The organism is Cellulomonas marina (genome assembly GCF_900111925.1).
GTDB lineage: Bacteria > Actinomycetota > Actinomycetes > Actinomycetales > Cellulomonadaceae > Cellulomonas > Cellulomonas marina.
Map to the genome: position 1 here is coordinate 187,722 of NZ_FOKA01000004.1, position 20,084 is coordinate 207,805.

Annotated in this window: 15 protein-coding genes; 9 read left to right on the plus strand and 6 right to left on the minus strand. The window is 76.3% G+C overall.

Annotation, left to right across the window (positions count from 1 at the left end; genetic code table 11):
• Positions 1 to 71 precede the first annotated feature (71 nt).
• On the plus strand, positions 72 to 1,109 hold the full coding sequence (mgrA, locus tag BM048_RS06155) for an L-glyceraldehyde 3-phosphate reductase (RefSeq protein WP_090031553.1): 1,038 nt from the start codon (positions 72 to 74) through the stop codon (positions 1,107 to 1,109).
• Here mgrA and BM048_RS06160 read toward each other — a convergent pair.
• A complete protein-coding gene (locus BM048_RS06160; protein WP_090031555.1) occupies positions 1,106 to 3,430 on the minus strand; it encodes a sensor domain-containing protein in 2,325 nt (774 codons plus the stop codon). The genes mgrA and BM048_RS06160 overlap by 4 nt on opposite strands.
• Before the next feature lie 196 nt (positions 3,431 to 3,626).
• On the opposite strand from BM048_RS06160, the gene BM048_RS06165 reads away from it, so the two are divergent.
• Both BM048_RS06165 and BM048_RS06170 read left to right on the plus strand, forming a co-directional pair.
• Entirely contained in the window at positions 3,627 to 4,922 is a 1,296-nt protein-coding gene (locus BM048_RS06165) for a glycosyl hydrolase (RefSeq protein WP_239078806.1), read from the plus strand.
• Between the two features lie 74 nt (positions 4,923 to 4,996).
• Positions 4,997 to 5,626 carry a hypothetical protein gene (locus BM048_RS06170; RefSeq protein ID WP_139224331.1) on the plus strand — a complete coding sequence of 210 codons (630 nt, stop codon included), beginning with the start codon at positions 4,997 to 4,999 and terminating at the stop codon, positions 5,624 to 5,626.
• 138 nt (positions 5,627 to 5,764) lie between these two features.
• Here BM048_RS06170 and BM048_RS06175 read toward each other — a convergent pair whose 3' ends face one another.
• The 3 genes from BM048_RS06175 to BM048_RS06185 form a co-directional block, all read right to left on the minus strand.
• Entirely contained in the window at positions 5,765 to 8,047 is a 2,283-nt protein-coding gene (locus BM048_RS06175; protein WP_090031558.1) for an immune inhibitor A domain-containing protein, read from the minus strand.
• Positions 8,048 to 8,234: 187 nt separating this feature from the next.
• Positions 8,235 to 8,618: a hypothetical protein gene (locus tag BM048_RS06180; protein ID WP_090031559.1), complete on the minus strand. Its 384-nt coding sequence runs from the start codon at positions 8,616 to 8,618 to the stop codon at positions 8,235 to 8,237.
• A 10-nt stretch (positions 8,619 to 8,628) separates the two neighbouring features.
• A complete protein-coding gene (locus tag BM048_RS06185) occupies positions 8,629 to 9,774 on the minus strand; it encodes a hypothetical protein (protein ID WP_175499345.1) in 1,146 nt (381 codons plus the stop codon).
• A 176-nt stretch (positions 9,775 to 9,950) separates the two neighbouring features.
• On the opposite strand from BM048_RS06185, the gene BM048_RS06190 reads away from it, so the two are divergent.
• Positions 9,951 to 11,471: an MFS transporter gene (locus BM048_RS06190; RefSeq protein ID WP_090031561.1), complete on the plus strand. Its 1,521-nt coding sequence runs from the start codon at positions 9,951 to 9,953 to the stop codon at positions 11,469 to 11,471.
• A 148-nt stretch (positions 11,472 to 11,619) separates the two neighbouring features.
• Here BM048_RS06190 and BM048_RS06195 read toward each other — a convergent pair whose 3' ends face one another.
• Positions 11,620 to 13,998, minus strand: a complete 2,379-nt coding sequence (locus BM048_RS06195) for an Ig-like domain-containing protein (protein WP_090031562.1) — start codon at positions 13,996 to 13,998, stop codon at positions 11,620 to 11,622.
• A 161-nt stretch (positions 13,999 to 14,159) separates the two neighbouring features.
• Between BM048_RS06195 and BM048_RS06200 the strand changes: the two genes are divergently transcribed.
• Positions 14,160 to 14,570, plus strand: coding sequence for a TIGR03618 family F420-dependent PPOX class oxidoreductase (locus BM048_RS06200; RefSeq protein ID WP_090031564.1), 411 nt, complete (start codon positions 14,160 to 14,162; stop codon positions 14,568 to 14,570).
• 41 nt (positions 14,571 to 14,611) lie between these two features.
• Here the strand turns inward: BM048_RS06200 and BM048_RS06205 are convergent, their stop codons facing one another.
• Positions 14,612 to 15,916, minus strand: coding sequence for an alpha/beta fold hydrolase (locus BM048_RS06205; protein ID WP_090031565.1), 1,305 nt, complete (start codon positions 15,914 to 15,916; stop codon positions 14,612 to 14,614).
• 806 nt (positions 15,917 to 16,722) lie between these two features.
• Between BM048_RS06205 and BM048_RS06210 the strand changes: the two genes are divergently transcribed.
• The 4 genes from BM048_RS06210 (at position 16,723) to BM048_RS18430 (ending at position 19,964) form a co-directional block, all read left to right on the plus strand.
• On the plus strand, positions 16,723 to 17,556 hold the full coding sequence (locus tag BM048_RS06210; RefSeq protein WP_090031567.1) for a DUF2382 domain-containing protein: 834 nt from the start codon (positions 16,723 to 16,725) through the stop codon (positions 17,554 to 17,556).
• Between the two features lie 220 nt (positions 17,557 to 17,776).
• Positions 17,777 to 19,336 (plus strand): hypothetical protein, encoded by a 1,560-nt coding sequence (locus BM048_RS06215; protein ID WP_090031568.1) that lies wholly within the window; start codon positions 17,777 to 17,779, stop codon positions 19,334 to 19,336.
• Positions 19,337 to 19,404: 68 nt separating this feature from the next.
• Positions 19,405 to 19,773, plus strand: coding sequence for a hypothetical protein (locus tag BM048_RS18115; RefSeq protein WP_090031570.1), 369 nt, complete (start codon positions 19,405 to 19,407; stop codon positions 19,771 to 19,773).
• On the plus strand, positions 19,773 to 19,964 hold the full coding sequence (locus BM048_RS18430; RefSeq protein WP_203708877.1) for a hypothetical protein: 192 nt from the start codon (positions 19,773 to 19,775) through the stop codon (positions 19,962 to 19,964). The genes BM048_RS18115 and BM048_RS18430 overlap by 1 nt, the downstream gene beginning before the upstream one ends.
• Positions 19,965 to 20,084: the final 120 nt, after the last annotated feature.

Below are 20,084 nucleotides of genomic sequence, written 5' to 3' on the forward strand. Positions count from 1 at the left end.
ACGGCGCTGGACACGCGCCCGGCCGCGCCCCCAGGATGCTCGGCGCCGCCACCCCTGCCGGAAGGACCCGCATGTACCTCGCCGCCGAGGACCGCTACGACTCCATGACCTCCCGGCGCTGCGGCCGCAGCGGGCTGGACCTGCCCGCGGTCTCGCTGGGGCTGTGGCACAACTTCGGCGACGACAAGGCGTTCGAGACCCAGCGCGCGGTGCTGCGCCGGGCGTTCGACCTCGGGGTGACGCACGTCGACCTGGCCAACAACTACGGCCCGCCCCCCGGCTCGGCGGAGAGCAACTTCGGCCGGCACCTCCTCGAGGACCTGGCCCCGTACCGGGACGAGCTCGTCATCTCGACGAAGGCCGGCTACGACATGTGGCCGGGGCCGTACGGGCAGGGCGGGTCCCGCAAGTACCTGCTGGCCAGCCTGGACCAGTCGCTGGCGCGGATGGGCCTGGACTACGTGGACGTCTTCTACTCCCACCGCCCGGACCCGACGACGCCCCTCGAGGAGACGATGGGCGCCCTCCACACCGCCGTGCAGCAGGGCAAGGCCCTGTACGCGGGGATCTCCAACTACGGCCCCGAGGAGACCCGGCGCGCGGCGGCGATCCTGGCCGGGCTGGGCACGCCGCTGCTGCTCCACCAGCCCTCGTACTCCATGCTCAACCGCTGGATCGAGAACGACGGCCTGCTCGACGTGCTCGACGAGGTCGGCGCCGGCTGCATCGTCTTCTCGCCGCTGGCGCAGGGCGTCCTCACCGGCAAGTACCTCGACGGCGTCCCCGAGGGGTCCCGGGCCACGCAGGGCCGGTTCCTCACCGAGCGGCAGCTCACACCCCAGACGCTCGGCTTCGTCCGGCGGCTCGCCGCCGTCGCCGCCGGGCGGGGGCAGACCCCGGCGCAGACCGCGCTGGCCTGGGCGCTGCGCGACCCGCGCGTGACGTCCGTGCTCATCGGCGCCAGCAGCGTCGCCCAGCTCGAGCAGAACCTCGGCGCGCTGGGCAACCTGCACTTCGACGACGACGAGCTCGAGGCGATCGACGCGGACGCCGTGGCCGCCGGGGTCGAGGTCGCCCGGAGGCCCACGCAGCCGTCCGCGCGCGCCTAGCCGGCCACCCGCGCGGGCTCGGGCAGGGGCGCCGGCCGCCCGAGGTGGTACCCCTGACCGAGCTGCACGCCCATCGCGCGCAGGTGCTCGAGCTCGTCGGCGGTCTCGATGCCCTCCGCGACGACGACGGCACCCGTCGACCCCGCGAAGGCGAGCATGCTCGCCGCGAGCGCCTGCCGCGCCGGGTCGGTGGCGATGTTCCGCACGAGGCTGATGTCGAGCTTGAGCACGTCGGGGACCAGCTCCAGGACGTGCCGCATGCTCGCGAAGCCGGCGCCGACGTCGTCGACGGCCAGCCGCACGCCGCGGTCCCGCAGGGGTCGGACGGCCGCGCGCAGGGCGTCGTAGTCGTCCACCGGGGTGTGCTCGGTCAGCTCCAGCACCACCCGCGCCGGGTCCACGGCGTCCAGCGCACGCGCCATCGCCGGCAGGCACGCCGTGCGGGCTGAGACGTTGACCGCGAGGAACCCGGGCAGGTCCGCGTGCCGGGCCAGCGCCGACCGCACGGCGCTCAGCTCGAGCTCCTCCTCCACCCCGGCGCACCGGGCGGAGGCGAACCACTCCCCCGGGTCCCCGCTGGGGAACCGGCTGAGCGCCTCGTGCCCGACGACGGTGCCGTCCGCCAGGGCGACGACGGGCTGGAACACCATCGAGGGCCCTCCGCGGGACTGCAGCCCGTCGAGCCGCTCGAGCAGCGCGTGCCGCGCGGTGTCCTCGGCGTCGTGCCGCTCGAGGATGTTCATCACCAGGCCGCCGACGACGCGCAGGACTCCGGCGTCGCGCTCGCCGAGCCCGGGCTCCGCGGAGCGCGAGTAGGCGCAGAGCGTGCCGTAGAGCCGGCCGTCGCTGCGGTGCAGCGGCGTGCCGACCCACGCGCCGATGCCCAGCGCCGCCGTCGTGGGCAGCGCGAGCAGCTCCGGCACCTGCGCGACGTCCGGTACCGCGACCGGCAGCCGCCCCTGCACCATGAGCTCGCAGAAGGAGTCGGTCACCTCCGACTCGGCGCCGGGCACGAGGCCGGCGTCCGGCTCTGCGTGCGCGTTCCGGATCCGCCACCGGTTCCCGCGCCGCTCGTTGACGTAGGCGACCTCGAGGCCGAGCTGCGCGGACACGAGCTCGAGCAGCGCGTCCACGTCCCGGGCCGGCGCGCCGGCGCCGACGAGCGGGAGCCCGTCGGGCGGCACGGTGGGGAGCGCACCCCCGGCGGCGACCCTGTCGTCCGCCCGCTCCAGCCGGCGGCGTCCCTTGTCGAGGTACATCGCCGTGTCGGCACGCCGCCAGGCGTCCCGCAGCCCGGTGGCCGCGTGCCGCAGCGCCCAGCCCGCGGACACCTCGACCCCTCGCGAGGCCCACGCCGCCCGTGCCGCGCCGAGCAGGTCCGCCATCGTGCGCTCGTCCGCGTCGGGCACCAGCACGCCGAGCTCGTCGCCACCGAGCCGGGCGACGAGGTCCTCGGGCCGGACGACGGTCCGCAGCGCCTCCGCGGCGGCGGCCAGGACGTCGTCCCCCGCGGCGTGCCCCGCCTCGTCGTTGACCGCCTTCAGCCCGTCGACGTCCGCGACGAGCACGCCCACCGACGAGGCGACGAGCGCCGCGCGCGCCTCCTCCGCCGCGAGCCCCGCGTCCCACGCCCGACGGTTCCCGAGCCCCGTGAGAGGGTCCGTGTGCGCCGCCAGCTCGGCGTGCTCGGCGCGACGGCGCTCGCGGATGAGGTGCACCTCGCAGGCGAGCAGGGAGCCGAGCAGCGCGGCCTGCAGCTCCACGGCCGCGAGCTGGCGCTCCACGCCGGGGTCGACCTCCGTGCCGAGCCCGCAGAGGTGCCCCAGCCACTCCCCGTCGGGGGCGAGCACCGGCACGGTCACGACCGCCCGCACCCGCGGCGAGTGCTGCTCGACGAGGCGCCGGTACTGCGGGACCGCCCGGGCGTCCGCCGCCACCGCCGGCGCGCCGTGGTCCTCGCGCTGCGCGCAGAAGGTGTCGTCCCAGGCGACGACCCGCGCGTCACCCGGGCGCCCGATCGCCTCGCCGACGGCCCCGAGGACCACGTAGTCCTCGCCGTCGCGCCGGGCCAGCGCCCAGCTCTCCAGCCCGCTACGGCTGCGCAGGTCCTCCAGCGCCGCCTGCACGAGCCGGACCAGGTGCTCGGCCTGCTGCTGCTCGGTGACGGAGGCCGTCCCCGACGACCGCCCGCCGGCGCCGCCCGGGGCACCGACCGTCCCGCCGACCGCCCCGCCGACCGCTCCGGACACCACGCCGCCACCGTCGGCGGCGCCCGACGGACCGGCCGAGGGCGCGCCGGTCACGCTGCGCACGGTGCTCATCCCCTGACTCCTCCCGCGTGCTGTGCACCGATCATGCCCCCTCGCCCCCGGTCCGTCCCGCTGCCCGGGCACGGTGTCCGTTTCCGGACGCCCTGCTCCCCGGGGGCCCTGCGCCGTTCGGGGCACGCGGGGCCGGACCGCTCACTCCCGCCCGGGTCGCGGCGATGGGCCTCCCGACGACGTGGAGGGGTGGACGATGGGGACGACGCAGGGTGGCGCACGGGTGCGCGGGGGCAGGTCGGCGGCCGCGACCGTGGTGACGGCCGTGGCGGCGGGCACGGTCCTGGCGCTGCTCGGCGGGTGCGCCGACGCGGCGACGGCGGGCTCGACGACGGGCTCGTCGGCCGGCTCGTCGACCGGCTCGTCGGTGGGCTCGACGACGGGTGGCGCCGACGCCGCGGGCACGACGTGCACGGTGCAGGCGCCCGACGCCGCGCTCCCGGCCGACGGCGTCGCGCTCGGCGTGAACCCCGACTGGGGCGCCGGCACGCTGGCGGACTTCGCGTCGGCGACCGGCGTGGTCCCGGCGGCGGCGGTCTCGTTCACCGCGCTGCCGGTGCCCCAGGCGTCGGTGGAGGCGGTCCACCAGGCCGCGGAGCAGGTGCGCACGCAGGGCGGCGTCCTCGTGCTCACCCTGGAGCCGACGGACGGGCTGGCGGCCGTGACGCCGGACGTCGTGGCGGACCTCGTCGCCCTGCTCGAGGACGTCACCAGCGGCGGGGTGCCCGTGCTCGTGCGCCTGGCGCACGAGATGAACGGCTCCTGGTACGCCTGGGGCCAGCAGCCGATCGCCTACACGGCCACCTTCCGCGCGGTCGCCGAGGCCGTGCACGCGCAGGTGCCGGGCGCGCAGATGCTGTGGGCGCCCAACTACGGCGGCGGCTACCCGTTCACCGGCGGCGCGCACGCCGCGGTCCCGGGCAGCGCCGACGCGGCGGCGCTCGACACGGACGGCGACGGCGCCGTCACCGGCGCCGACGACCCCTACGCCCCCTACTGGCCCGGCGACGACGCGGTCGACTGGGTGGGCATGTCCCTCTACCACTGGGGCTCGGCGTACCCCTGGGGTGAGGACGAGCTGCCCGAGGACGGCAAGCTCGTCGCCCAGCTCACCGGCACCTACGCCGGGCTGGGGGGCGACGACAGCGCCCTGCCCGACTTCGCCGGGACGTACGGCACCGGCCACGGCAAGCCGCTGGCGCTCGTGGAGACCGCCGCGCTGGTGAGCGAGGGCGCCGACGCCGCGACCGGCCTGGCCATCCGCCGGGCGTGGTGGCGGCAGGTGCTCGGCCCCGCGCTGCCGGCAGCGGTGCCGTCGCTGCGCCTCGTCAACTGGTTCGACTGGGACAAGCAGGAGCCCGAGGTCGGTGGAGTGGTGCGCTGGGCCGTGAGCACGGACCCGGCCGTCGCGGCCGCGTTCCGCGCGGACCTGCCCGCCTGGGCACGCCAGGCCGACGCCGTCATCCCCTGCGCGGAGGCCGGCGAGGGCTGAGCCCGAGCAGCGGCGCTCTCCGCGGGCGGCACCTCGGGGCGCGGTCGGCCACGGCCCCTGCGAGGGTGGCCGCCATGAGCCCCGACGACCGTGCCGTCACCCCGCCCGCGGCTCGCCCGCACGCCCGCGCGACCCCGGCGGTCAGGGCGCGTCGGCTCGTCGGCGACGGGCTCGCGCTCGCCGTGGTCGTCGTCGCGCTGCTGGCGGGGCAGGCGGTGCACGGCGCGGTCGACGCCGTCGCCGAGCCCGCGCGGGACGTGCGAGCAGCGGCCGGCGGCCTGGCCGACGACCTGCGGGCCGGGGCCGACCGCGTCGACGGCGCGCCCCTCGTCGGCGACGCGCTGGCCGAGCCGCTGACGGGCGCGGCCTCGCGGGCGGACGCCGTCGCCACGGCCTCGGGCGACGGTGTGGCCCGCATCGAGCGGCTCGCCGACGTGCTGCGCGCCGCCGTGGTCGGCGTCCCGCTCGTCGGGGCCGTCGCGGCACGCGTTCTCCCCCGGCTGCGTCGTCGTCGGCAGCGGGCCGCCGTCGACGCGCTCGCGGCACGGCCGGGCGGCGACCGGCTGCTGGCGCTGCGGGCCCTCGTCGCCGGTGCGCCCGACGAGGTCCTGGCCCTGCACCCCGACCCGGTCGGCGCCTGGGCCGCGGGCGACCCGGTCCTCGTGCGCGCGCTGGTCGACCTCGAGCGCCGCGCGCACGCCTGAAGCGTCGCGAAGCGGACGACGACCGGGACGCGGTCCCGCGACGACGACGACGGGGTGGCCCACCGGCTGCCCGGTGGACCACCCCGTCGGATGACGCTCGTCGAGGGCCTGACGGCCGCCGACGCGGTCAGGTGCCGGTCAGTTGACCTGGACCTGCATGAACGTGTCGCGGGCGCTGGTGCTCACGACGCGGATCGTCGTGCCGGTCTTCGGCACCTCGACCCCGCTCCAGCCGTCGGCGTCGGGCTGCTCGCCCTTCGCCACGTACCAGTCCTTGCGGTCGTCGAAGACCGGGACGGCGGGCAGGCCGCCGTAGGTCTTCGCGACGCCCGTGTCCGGGTCGTGCAGCGTCACGACGTCCGTGCGCTGCGTGCCGAACGTGGAGTCGTAGGACTGCACCCGCGGGCGCCAGCTCTCGCCGTTCGTGCGGTTCGTGCCCTCGTCGTCGGTCGGCTCGTAGAGCAGGCCGGGGTGGGCGTCGACGGGCAGGACGAGGCCCGCGCCCGGGTGGGAGCCGACGTTGTTGTCCGCGTACTGCTCGTTCCAGTAGCTGATGAGCAGGCCGTCCTGGTACGGCAGGCGCTCGGCCCAGTCGGGGCGGGTCGGGTCGCCGAAGTTGTACGGCCCGGTGCGCAGACCGGCGTCGTACCCGGTGTAGGTGCGGTTCTCGGCGATGTAGGCGTTGAAGAACGACTCGGTCGCGGTACCCGTGGAGACGACGAAGCCCTTCAGCGTCCACGTCGTCACCGGTGCGCCGCCGATCGTCACGGCGTCGACCTGCAGGCCGGGCTCGGTCGCCGCGCCGTCGGTCCAGTAGCGGAACCCGACGAGGGCGCCGGCGGGGACGCCCGCGAGGCTCGCGGTCAGGTCGACCCACTGGCCGCCGGTCGTGCCCGTGATGCCGGCACCGAAGTTCTGGCCGTTCGGGTCCGTGCTCGTGGAGCGGTTCGTCGCCAGCGAGGTGAAGGTCTTCCCGCCGTCCGTGGAGTACACGGCGTACGCGTAGTCCCAGTCCTGCTCGATCTGGTACTTCACCTTCGCGGTGAGCGAGGTGGCACCCGCGGGCACCGGGGTCAGCATCGTGTGGTCCAGGTCGTCCCCGGAACCGGAGTACCAGAAGTCGGAGCCCTCGAAGGGCGTGCCGATCGTCGTCGTCACCTGGCGGTCGGGCAGGAGCGCGATGAGGGCCTGCGCCTGCTTCGTGTTCGCGGTGGCCGGGCCGAGCTTCGTGCTGGCCTTGGCGCCCGGGGCGACCGTCTCGTAGTTCAACCAGCCGAGCTGCAGCTTCTCCCACGCGCCCATGTGCGTCGGCCGCGTGCCGATGCCCTCCTCGGGACGCCCGTTGTTGCCGTAGGAGCCCGAGCTCATGAGCGACCAGAAGGCCGTGGAGTTGTCGGCACCGGTGCCGGACGTGTCGTACAGGTCGGGCAGGCCGAGGTCGTGGCCGAACTCGTGCGCGAAGACGCCGACGCCGCCGTTCTCGGGCTCGACCGTGTAGTCGCCGACCCAGTACTTCGACTCGCCGACCCGGGCGCCGCCGAGCGCGTTGGCCGTGCCGTTCACCGTCGGGCCGCCGGCGCCGATGCGCGTGGACTGGTTGTACCAGCGGTGCGACCAGATGGCGTCCTCGCCGAGCACGCCGCCACCGACCTCCTCGCCCATGCCGGAGTGCACGGCCTGGAAGTGGTCGATGTACCCGTCGGCCTCGTCGAAGTTCCCGTCGGCGTCGAAGTCGTACCGGTCCCACACGTCGAACTGCGAGAGGTACCGGTCGATCTCCGCGACGCTCTTCCCGGCCGCCCGCTGCTCCGCGTACCACGCCGTGAGGGTGTCGTTGAGGAACTTCCAGGTGACGGCGTCGCCGAGGGCGTTGTCGCCGTAGGACGCCCCCTTGCCGGGGACCTGCACCCAGTCCTCGACCTCGCCTGTCACCGTGTAGCGGCCCGACGACAGCTCGTCGTAGAAGTTGGCGACGGAGTTGACGCCGTCCGCCTGGGAGTAGAGCAGCGTGTCGAAGTACGGCTGCGAGAAGTCCGGCGCCCAGATCGTCGTGTTGTCGACGGACCGGTCCGGCTCGGGGATGGTGTTGTGCGGCAGGTCGGAGAACTCGCCGAGGACCGTCCAGATCGCGTCGGTGTCCTGGCGCGCGAGCTCGACGTACTGGCCCTTGGCGACCTGCACGACCTTGTTGTCGCCGACCGGCTGGGCCTCCCCCGAGACGACCTTCTCGAGGGCCGCGGCCCGCAGCTCGCGCTGCTTGTCGCTGAGCGGGCTGGACAGGTCGTCCTCCCGCTGCGGGGTCGTGGTCGCCCCGACGGCCGGGGCGGCCGGTCGTGCCGCGCCGGCGGAGGCCGCGGTCGCGGCGACGGGGGTGACCACGACGAGGGTCGCGCCGAGGGTGAGCGCGAGGGTTCTTCTCACAGGCAGATCTCCTACTGATGAGGGACGTCGTCCGCCCGGGCACGATCTCCGGCGCGGCGGGTCACAGTAGGCACACACGAGCCGCCCAGCCCAGGGGTCCGGCCCCCTGAACCACACGGTTCATGCAGGTCAGCGCCTCGCCACCCCTGGCGTCGGGGCCCCGGGGCGGACGTCCCGGCCCGGACGGTCAGGCCCGGTTGGGGGGCGCGAGGTAGGCGTCGGCGGCGTGCCGGTCCTCGTCGCCCTCAGCCGGCGACCCGCGCAGGACGCCGCGCGAGGGGATACCCCTCGCGTCGGTCGGTGGCACCGGCGCCAGGGTCGACGCGCCCGCGGCGGCGAGCGTCCGGGCGACGTGCCCGCCTCCGGGCGCGCCGCGTCGCCCGCCACCGTGCAACGGCGCCAGGGCGAGCGCGAAGACCACCGTCGCCGCCAGCACGAGGAGGACCGCGACCAGCCACGGCGTCCGGTCGCCGACCGCCACGGTCGCGACCAGCACGACGGCGGGCATGAGGGTCAGCACGGCGGCACGCACCCAGCCGGGCAGGGGCGGCAGGACGGGCGGAACGGTCATACCGGGCACGCTAGGACCGCCGGCGGCCGCCCGTCGTGCCCGCGCGGTGGTTCTCCCCCGTCCGGCGCAGCGGCACCGACGCCGCGGGGGCCTCCGACCCCGGAGCCGGCGCCTCAGGGGCCGGCGCCTCCCGCTGCCCGCCAGCGCGCAGCACGTCGAGCTCCGCCGCGACGAGGCCGAGCACGAGCAGGTCCACGGCGAGCCCGAGCGTCGCGTCCCACTGCGAGATGCGGAAGAGGAAGACCTGCGTGACGGACAGGCTCAGCAGCACCGCCCGCCGGAACCACCGGTACCCGTCGACCCGGTCGGTGCGGCTGCGGACCAGGCCGACGGCGCACAGCGCGAAGGACACCAGGCCGGACACGATCATGCCGCCGACCACCCAGCCCGGCTCGTCCGCCCGCTCGCGCCACGCCAGCACCCCGCGCGTCACGGTCACCAGCGCCGCGACCGCGAAGACGGCCACCGCGAACGCCGGCACCGCCCGCGCCCGGACGAGGCGGCGCAGGGTCCGGTCGACGACGCGGCTCAGCGCCCCGACGGGGTCCGGCAGCTCGTCGTGGTCCTCCTCGAGCACGCCCAGCAGCGCGCGCGTCTCCGCCGCCCCGCGGACGTCGCCCGCGTCCTCCAGCGCCTCGTGGGCACGTCGTCGGGCGCGGGGCGTCATCCCGCCCGCGACCCCCGCGGTCGCCTGGTCGACGGCAGCGGCCAGCGCCTCGGTGCGGTGCGGCGCCCGTCGCGAGTGCACGGTGTCGGCGACGAGGGCCAGCCCGACCAGCGCGCCGTAGACCAGGGCGGCCGTCGGCTCGTAGAAGTAGTCGTTGTCGTCGGTGACGAACTTGCCGATCTCGTCGACGAAGAGCCCCAGCCCCACCCCGCCGACGAGCGCCGCGAGCGGCCGGACCGCGGGCCCGACGAAGGACAGCAGCAGCACGAACGACAGGGCCATGAGCAGCCCGCCCCAGAGCACGTGCGCGATGTGCAGCCCCGACCCGCCGAGCTGGGGGTAGCCGGTCAGCGCCAGCAGCCCGCGCGTCACCAGCACCGTCACCAGCGCCGCCGCGAGGAACGTGCCGATGTGCCGCTGCGCGCGGGGGTCCCGGGCGAGGCCGACCCTCAGGAGGGGCGGGCGGCGTCCCGGGTGCTGGGCGTCCATGCGCCCATCCTGCCGCGCCGGGCGGCACCGGCACCGCGGCCGCGGGCCCGTCCGGAGGGAACACGTGACCACCACCACAGCCGGATCGGGAACCGGACCGGGAATGTCACCGGGGCCTGCGACGCTGCCACGGCTGCGCCGCACCACGGCACGCCCCACCTCGTGACAGGACCCCCATGAGCACCTCGTCGAGCACCCCTGCCGACGCGCCCGCGTCCGCCCGCCCGCAGCGGGACCACCGCTGGCTGACCCTCGTCGTCATCGGCATCGCCCAGACGATGGTCGTCCTCGACGCCACCATCGTGAACATCGCGCTGCCGTCCGCCCAGGCGGACCTCGGCTTCGGCGACGACCAGCGCCAGTGGATGGTCACCGCCTACTCCCTCGCCTTCGGCAGCCTCCTGCTGCTCGGCGGGCGGCTGTCCGACCTCTTCGGCCGCCGGCGCACGTTCCTCGTCGGGCTCATCGGCTTCGCGGTGGCGTCCGCGCTCGGCGGCGCGGCCGGGAGCTTCGAGCTGCTGGTGGCGGCGCGCGCGCTGCAGGGCGTGTTCGGCGCGCTGCTGGCGCCCTCGGCGCTGTCGCTGCTGACGACGACGTTCACCGACCCGCGCGAGCGCGGCAAGGCCTTCGGCGTCTTCGGCGCGCTGTCCGGGTCCGGCGGCGCGATCGGCCTGCTGCTCGGCGGGGTGCTCACGGAGTACACGTCCTGGCGCTGGTGCCTCCTGGTCAACCTCGTCATCGCGGGCATCGCCGTCGTCGGCGCGCTCGTCTACGTGCCCGCCACCGCCCCGACGCACCGCCCGGCCATCGACTGGACCGGCGTCGTGACCGCGACAGCGGGCCTGTTCCTCGTCGTGTTCGGCTTCGCGCACGCGGAGACCGACGGCTGGGGCGACCCGCTCACGTGGGTGTACCTCGCCGCGGGCGCGGTGCTGCTGGCGGTGTTCGTCGTCGTCCAGCGCCGGGTGGCGCACCCGCTCCTGCCGCTGCGCGTCGTGCTCGACCGCGACCGCGGCGGCGCGTTCCTGGCGATCGCGCTCGTGGGCATCGGGATGTTCGGGATCTTCCTGTTCCTCACGTACTACCTCCAGCAGACGCTGGGCTACTCCTCGCTGCGCACCGGGTTCGCCTTCCTGGCCATGCCCGTGTCCATCTCGCTCGGCGCGGCGCTCGTCGGGGCGCGGCTGCTGCCGCGCGTCGGGCCGAAGGTGCAGATCTTCGTCGGCGGCCTCGTCGCCGCGACCGGCCTGCTCCTGCTGCAGCGCCTCGAGCTCGACTCGACGTACCTCGGGACGATCCTGCCCGCGCTCGCCGTCATCGGGTTCGGCATGGGCCTCGTCTTCTCCGCGGCGATGGCCACGGCGACGAGCGGCGTCGACCGCCAGGACGCCGGCGTCGCGTCGGCGACCGTCAACACGATGCAGCAGGTGGGCGGCTCGATCGGCACGGCCCTGCTGTCCTCGCTCTACGCCGGCGCCGTCACCCGTGCCCTCCCGGCGGGGCAGCCGTCGCCCGCCGACGTCGCCTCGGCGACGCTCTCGGGCTACCACACGGCCTTCGCCGTCTCCGCCGTCGCGCTCGTGGGCGTCGCGCTGGCCGGCGGCCTCGTCATCCGTCGCCGGCCCCGCGGTGCGGCGGCCGGGTCCGCCGCCGGCGTCGCCGGGCGGGACGACGAGGTGCCGACCGTCGCGCACTGAGACGGTCGGCCCGCGGCACCACGCCCGCGGGTCGGCACGGGGAACGGCGGAGGCCGGTCGGGACGTCCCGACCGGCCTCCGCCGTCTCGTGCTGCTGCCGCGGCGTGCCGCCTGCTGCGGGCGGGTGCGCCCGGCTACCCGCGGGCCGTCAGGACCGCCGGCGACGACGGGCAGTCGTCAGGCCGAGGCCCGCGGCGACGAGCCCACCTGCCAGCGCCAGGCCGGCGGCCACGGAGGCACCGGTCGCGGCGAGGACGCGGGTCGGTCGCACGACGGTGCCGGAGCCGCCCGTCGGGGGCGTCACCGGTGCGGGCGTGACGGACGGGCTCGGCGACGGGCTCGCGTCCGGCACGGGCGCGGGCACGTAGGTGATCGTCACGGTCGCCCGCACGGCCGCGCCCTCGGCGTCCGCCGCGACGTAGTCCACCGGCGTCGGGTTCCCGCCGAACCCGGCCTGCGGGGTGAAGGAGACGGCCCCGGTGCCGGGGTCGACGGTCCAGCTGCCCTCGCCGGGCACGACGAGGCTCGTCACCGGGTCACCCGTCGCCGGGTCGACCAGGCGCACGGTGGTCGGGTCGAGGCCCTCGGAGTCGTTGGCCAGCACGTCGACCGTCACGACCTCGCCGATCGTGTTGCCGAGGTCCTCGTCGTCGACCGCCGCCGGCGCGCCGGGCTCCACGTAGGTGATGGTGACGGTCGCCTGGGCCGGCTGGCCGTCCTCGTCCTCCGCGCGGTAGGTCACCGGCGTCGGGTCGCCCTCGAACCCGTCCTCGGGCGTGAAGGTCACGGCGCCCGTGGCGGGGTCGACCGTCCAGGTGCCCTCGCCCGGCACGACGAGGGTCGTCGTCGGGGTCCCGGTGCCCGGGGTCAGCAGCTCGACCGTGCCGGGCACCAGCGTGGTGGAGTCGTTCTCCAGGACGTCGACGGTCACCGGCGTGCCCGGCGCGTTGTCGAGGTCCTGGTCGTCGGCGGCGGTCGGGGCGTCCGGCAGCGGCGAGCCCGTCACGGGGACCGTCGTGGTCGCCGTGTCGTTGTCGTCGCCCTCGGTGCGGTCGGTGACCGTGGCCGTGTTCGTGACCTCGCCCGTCGCGGTCGCCGTCGTCGTGTAGGTGAGGGTGAGCGTCTCGCCGACGTCGAGCCCGCGCTCGCCGTCCGCCCCGCCCCCGCCGAGGACCTCGTACGGCCGGCTGCAGGTGAGCGTGTCCGGCAGGGCCTCGCCGACGGCGGCGTCGCACACGAGCGGGTCGCGGGCGAGCACCGCGTTGCTGCCGCCCGTCGTCGAGATGCCCGTGAGGGTCGCCTCCGCGTCGGGGCTGAGCGTGTCCGTCACGTCGACGAGGTCGCCGCGCGTCATGGCGTCGGGGCCGAGGTTCTCCACGACGACGGTCCACGTCACGGTGTCGCCGACGACGGCCGCCGTCGGGTCGGCGGACTTCGTCACCGCCAGGTCGTACGCGCAGGGCACCCAGTCGAGGGTCACGGCGCCGTCAGGACCGTCGCCCGGCCCCTGCCGGCGCTCGCCCGGCACCGCCGACAGCCCGGTCGGGGCGGTCGTCGAGGAGCCGAGCCGCACCGAGGGGGCGACGAACGACGAGCCACCACCACCACCGCCGCCGGTGATGCCCTGCGCGCCGTTGCGCCCGTTGAAGCCGACCGTGGAGGCGCCACCACCGCCGCCGAACAGCCCGCCGCCACCGCCGCCGCCGGCGTCGGGCGTCGCGTCGGTGCCCCCGGCGCCACCCGTCCCGCCGGACCCCGCGGAGCCGTTGCGCCCCGCGTCGGCGGCGTTCACGCCACCCGCGCCGGGTGCGTCCGTGCCGCCGCCCGCGCCGCCGCCGACGCTCGTCGCCGGCACGTCCTTGCCCGCCTGGCCGGCGGTGCCCGCCGCAGCGCCCGGCGCCGTCGGCAGGCCGCCGTCACCGCCGCGGCCCTCCGTCGTCTCCGAGTGCCAGCCACCCGCGCCGCCGCCGCCTCCCGCAAGGACCGCGAGGTCGCCGCCGAGCGAGAGGGAGCTGAGCCCGCCGCCGCCGGCGCCGTGGTGCCGCAGCAGCGTGTAGTTCGGGACGCTGTTGCCGCCCGCACCACCGCCGCCGGTGCCGCCGGCGCCGACCGTCGCGTCGGCGCCCTCCCCGACGGGGGCGCCGCCGCCACCGCCGACCGTGCCCGCGTAGTCCTGCCCGGGCAGGACCGCGAACGTCGCGGTGATCCGCGCGCCCGCCCCGCCGCTGCGCGACGCGTTGTCGGTGGCGACGCCGCCGGCACCGCCGAGGACCGTCGCCTCCACGGCGCAGACGCCGTCCGGCACGACGCCGGAGAAGGCGCCCGGCGTGGCGGCGGAGGTCGGGGACGCGTCGGGCGCCGGGGCGGCCACGGCTGCCGGCGCGGCCACCGGCAGGCCGACCCCGGCGGTGAGGAGGGCCAGCAGCGCGACCGGGGCCGCACGACGGGCGTCGCGGGGACGGGCGCCACGGCGGTCGTCGCCGCTGTGGGCGGGCGGGAAGGAGGGGGTGGGGTACGTGCGGTCCACGTGGACGACCTTGTCCTCAGCGCCCGGTGCGGTCCGACCGGACGGGCGGGTAGCGCTGGTAGCACTCACGCCGACGGGTGACGGCGCTCGACCGAGCATGGTCACGATGCGCGGATCGGGCAAACCGGGCGCACCCGGACGCGCTGGGCGATGCTGGGCCCGTGCCCCGACCCCCGCTCCCCGACGCCGTCCGCTCCCTGCTCGCCCGACCGAACCCCGCCGTCATGGCCACGCTGGCCGCCGACGGCCGTCCCGTCTCCGTCGCGACGTGGTACCTGCTCGAGGAGGACGGGACCGTCCTGCTGAACCTCGACGCCGGACGGGCGCGCCCCGCGCACCTGCGCCGCGACCCCCGCGTCTCGCTCACCGCGCTCGCCGACGACGACTGGTACACGCACGTCAGCCTCCAGGGCCGGGTGGACGCGCTGGTGGACGACGAGGGGCTCGTCGACATCGACCGGCTCTCGCGGCACTACACCGGACGTAACTACCCCGTGCGGGACCGGCCGCGGGTGAGCGCCCGCGTCGTCGTCGAGCGGTGGCACGGCTGGGGCGCGGCGCAGGCCGACTGAGCGGGCCGTGCCCGGCCTGCGCCCTCCCGGGCGGGGCCGGATCAGGGCGAGGTGACCGACCACCGCCCGGCCGCGAGGTCGACCAGCCGCGGCAGGACGACGTCCCCGGCGACCCGCAGCCCGTCGTGCAGGTGCTCGTTCGTGACCCAGACCTGCGTCGCCCCGACCCGGGCGGCCGTGCCCAGGGCGAGGTCGAGGTCGACGTAGGGGTCGTCGACGTACTGGACCGCCGCGACCGGCACGTCGTTGCGCGCCAACCGGTCGAGGTCGTACAGCGCCGGCCACTCCGTCCGCGCCGCCAGCAGCTCCGCCGCCCCGCGGAAGGGCCGCAGGGCGCGCACCTCGTCGAGCATCCACGGGAAGACCGCCTCCCCGGTCAGGCCCAGCGGCCGGGCGCCCTCGTCGAGACCGGGGTGGCGCTCCCGCTCGGCCTGCGCGGCCCAGCCCGGTGCGCGCGTGCCCTGGTGGTAGATGGTCTCCTGCAGGACCGCGTACAGCGGGTTCCCGACGAGGCCCGTCGCCGCCCCGACGGCCGCCAGGAACGCGTCGCCGGGCACGCCGTCGTCGTCGGCACCGATCGTGTCGAGCAGCCAGTGCAGCGCGTCGACCCCGGTGCTCATGCCCAGCCCCGACCCGAGCGTCTGCAGCCGGCGCACGGTGAGCACGTCGCCGTCCGGCAGCCGCACGTCGCCGACGGCCAACCGGTCCGCCAGTGCGTCCAGCATCGCCACGTCCTGCGGGTACCGGCGCGCGAACGCCCGCACCCGGGCGGCCTGCCGCGGGAAGGTCCGCGTGTAGACCTCCTCCGCCGTCGCCGTCAGGCCCGGCAGCCCGCCCGTGACGTAGCACGCGGTGAGGGCCTCGGGGTGCCGGGACAGGTAGGTGAGCGTGACGAACCCGCCGTACGACTGCCCGAGCGTGGCCCAGCGGCGCCCGCCGTAGACGCGGTGCCGCAGCGCCTCCGCGTCGGCGACGACCGCGTCGGCACGCAGGCACGCCAGGTGGTCCGCCAGCGCCTGCGCCGACGGGAACCGGGCCGCGACCCGGGCGTCCACCGGCGACGACCGACCGGTCCCGCGCTGGTCGAGCAGCACGACGCGGTGCGTGCGCAGCGCGGTCGTCCACCACCCGCTGCCGAGCGGCCGCGGGCTCGCCCCGCCCGGACCGCCCTGCAGGAAGAGCAGCAGCGGCAGGTCCTCGGCGTCGCGGGCGGGGTCGACGAGCTCGCGCGCGAAGACCTCGAGCGTGCCGAGACGGTCCGGTGCGTCGTGGTCGACGGGCACCGTCAGCCGGTGCTCGCGCACCCGCACCGGCGGCACGTCGTACTCCTCCCCCGACGGCGTCATCCGCGGACGCCTTCGTCGGCGCCCGCACCTGGGGGTGTCTCCCGAGCAGCGCCACCCGCGCCCGCGGGGGCACCGCCCGTGCTCGTCGTGCTCGTCATGCACCCATCACACCCGCTGCGCCCGGCGCAGCGCACCCCGTCGAGTCCTGGCGCCGCCGGCGTTCCGCTCGTGAGGACCTCCGTCGTGCGCGCTAAACATTCCTCGAGAGTTCATCGGCGACGCACGAACAATGTCGTCCGGGCACGACGGAGAGCGCCCGGGGAAGAGGCGCTGAGCATTTCCGATAGACGTCGCGAGTGTCGGTCTCGGGTCGAGGATTCGCTCCCCGCGCTGGCGCCGGCGACGGGCGAGGCGCCGCGCCGCAGGGGGCCGGGCGCGGGGCGGGTCAGGACGCGGGTGGCCGCCCGTGGGATGGACGGCGTGAGGGCTCGGCTGAAGGTCGGCAGGTCGTGGCTCGGCTGGACGTCGTGCCTGCTCGCAGCGCTCCCGACGTGCTCGGGCGACCGTGTGGGTGGATGCACCAGGACTCTCCGTTCTCGACCAGCGTCGCACGTCACCGCCCCGGTGCAACTCGGGCGACGTCCCCACAGGAGCGCCGGCCGGACGTGTGGCCGGACATGTCGCCGCACGCGCGGCCCACGCGCACGGGTCCTCGACGGAACGGGACCGGCCGTCGGCGACGGTCGTCGGACCGCCGTGGCAGCCGGCGGTCGTGACATCTCGGGTCGCGGTGCCCGAAATGCCGTCGTAACGTCGTCGGCAAGCACCACCGCACCACGACCACGATCCCGAACCCGAGGAGCGACATGATTGCCACGAGCGAGATCCAGAACCTCATGACGTCCGGCGCCACCGTCGTCGGCACCGACGGGGACAAGATCGGCAAGCTGGGCCAGGTCTTCCTGGACGACCAGACCGGCGAGCCCCAGTGGATCACCGTCTCGACGGGCTTCTTCGGCACCAGCGAGTCCTTCATCCCGCTGGACCAGGCCAACGTCAGCGGCGACCAGATCGTCGTGCCGTTCGACAAGGACAAGGTCAAGGGCGCGCCGCGCATCGACGCGGACGGCCACCTGTCCGAGGCCGAGGAGGACGAGCTCTACACGTACTACGGCGTCGGCGGCACCTCGGCCGGCTACGGCACCGCGGACTACGCGACGACGGGCACCGCCGGCTACGGCACGACGGGGACCTCGGACCTCGACGCCGCCGGCACGGTGGGCCACGACACCAGCGGCCCGACGACGGACGACGCCATGACCCGTTCGGAGGAGCGCCTCAACGTGGGCACCGAGCGCGTCGCCACCGGCCGCGCCCGCCTGCGCAAGTACATCGTCTCGGAGCAGCAGAACGTCACCGTGCCGGTCTCGCGCGAGGAGGTCCGCCTCGAGCGCGAGCCGATCACCGACGCCAACGTCGGCGACGCGCTCGCCGGCCCGGACCTGTCGGAGGAGGAGCACGAGGTCGTCCTCACCGAGGAGCGTGCCGTCGTGACCAAGGAGACCGTCCCGGTCGAGCGCGTGCGCCTCGACAAGGACGTCGTCACCGACACCGAGACGGTGAACGAGACCACGCGCAAGGAGCAGATCGAGCTCGAGGGCGACGCGTCCACGGGCACCACGGGCACCCGCGGGATCTGATCCGCAGCACCCCTGCACCACCGACGGGGCCGCACCCACCCGGGTGCGGCCCCGTCGTCGTCCCACCTCCGGCCCGGTCCCCTCGGCGACAGCGCGACCCGGTGGTCTCGCCGCATCGCCGGCGCCGCCCTCCCTCGCCCTCTTGCCCCGGGCCCGACCGCGGTGCTGGGGTTGGCATGGCGGCTCGTGACCCGGGGTCGCCTCGACGAGGGGCGCTCTGGTGCGGTCGCTGCGGATCCTGCTGGCGCTGGTGCTGACCGCGGTCGGCGCCGTCGTCGTCCTGCGGCCGTCGGCACCCGACGACCGCACCGGCGTCGGCTCGGCGGTGCTCGCGTCCACGTTCCCGCCGCAGTACGCGATGGGCCGACCTCGCGCCGCGGACGGCGTGCCCATGGCCGCCACCGTGCGCGACAGCACCTGGGACCTCGCCGTGGGCGGTCCTGACCCATGGACCCTCTCGATCACGCCCCCGGTCGGCCGCGACGTCGAGGTCGGTCGGTACGCCGGTGTGGGCACCGTGCCGACCGCCGGTCGCGCGGGCGCTCGGCTCGTCGTCGACGACCAGGAGGTGCCGTTCGCGGGCGACCTCGACGTGCTCGCCTGGGACGTCGACCCGGCAGGACGCCTCGTGCGGTGGGACGTGGTCCTGCGCACCCCCGACACCACCACGGTCGGCGCGTTCTTCGGCCAGCAGCGCGCCGGCCCGGCAGGCCCGCAGGCGGAGCGCGCCGACGCCGAGGAGCACGCGGCGGCGTCCCCCGTGAGCCTGGCCGGCACGCACCTGCACTGGCCGTCGACCCCCGTCGGGTCGGTGCCCGTGGTCGCCCCCGAGCTCGTCCGCAACGTCTCGTCGGCACCCGTGGCCCTCGGCGCGGCGACCCTCACCGGACCGCACCGCGACGACTGGCAGGTCACCGAGGACGGGTGCTCCGGACGCGTCCTCCCGGCCGGCGGGACGTGCGTGCTCCTGCTCGGCTTCTCCCCGACCACGGCAGGCCCCCGCACCGCCGCGCTCACGGTCACGGCCCCGACGGGACCCGTCACGGCCGACCTGGCCGGCGAGGCCCCGCCCGGCGTCACGACCCTCGTCGTCACCCGGGACGACGGCCTGGGCCAGGGCCGCCTGCACCGCTGGGTCGAGGGCGGCACGACGGCCCTGGTCGCCCGGCGCCCCGCGCCCGGCGTGGTCGCCTTCAGCACCGGCTCCCCCTACCGGCTGTCGCCGGAGGCCGGTGCCGCGACGCTGACCGTCGGCGGCGGCCGCCCGCGCCTCGGGCCGTCGCACACCGGGACCGACCTCACCCAGCGGTGGGCCCGGGTGACGCTGGACGGCCGCGGCTGGCCGCTCGTCGTCGGGCGGCAGACGGTCCGGCGGTTCGACGTCGACCGTGCCGGGACGGTGCTCGCCGCGGACCTCGACGTCGTCCTGCACGACCCCGCCGCCCCGCACCGCACCCTGCACGCGCAGCTCCGGTTCCGGGACCGCGACGACCTGCGCGCGCCGGCGCCACCCACGGGCCTGACCCTCGTCGAGGTCGGCGGCACCCGCACGGTCACCTGGGCGCCCTCGGCGTCCGGCGACCTCGCCGCCACCGTCGCGCGGCTCGTCCCCGGCGACGGCGACGACGCCGCCCCGACGAGCGGCCTGCCCCTCGCGGCCGGTCGCACGCCGTCCACGGTGCTGCCCGCGCTCCCCGCCGACGAGCAGTGGACGGTCGTCGTCTTCGCCGTCGACACCGCCGGCAACGTCAGCCCCGGCTCCCGCCTCCCGGTCGGCTGACGACGCCTCCTGGCCCTCGGCCACCCACGCACGGGGTCGTGAGCCGGTCGTGGTGGCACCATCGACGCATGGCGCACGCGGCGGGATCCCCCACGGACTGGACCAGCGGCGAGCGCGTGTTCGCACCGCCGTCCGGCACGCTCGACCCCGCCTGGCTCGTGCCGGCCGTCCTCGAGCGGGTGCCCGCGGCGACGCCGCAGGACGCGCTGGCGGCGCTCACCTCGGCGTGGCGGTCGGCCCGCGCACGCCACCCCGGCACGACGACGAGCACGACGACGAGCACGGCGACGACGAGCACGGCGACGACGAGCACGACGACGACGAGCACGACGACCGGCGCCACCGCCGGCGACACCGCCGACGAACTCGCCCGGGCAGCGAGGGACGTGGTGGCGGCCGCGCTCGACCAGTTCGCCGTGCCACCGGGGCGTGGCTGATGCCGGAGGAGACCTCGGCCACCACCTCGTCGACCACCGCCGCCACCACCGCGTCCACCACCGTGGGACGACCGGTGACGACGACCACCGCGCGGATCGAGCAGCTGCTCGTCTCCCCCGTGCACCGGTACGAGGGCCGACCCTCCGACGGCCCGGCACCCGGCACGTCCGACGAGCTCGTCGACGGGTAGGTCCGGGCCGGGCTGGGCCTCGTCGGGGACCGGTACTTCGGCCACCGCGCGCACCGCGACGCCGCCGTCACCCTCATCGCCGCCGAGCACCTCCCACCGGGGACCGGGCTGGCCGAGGTC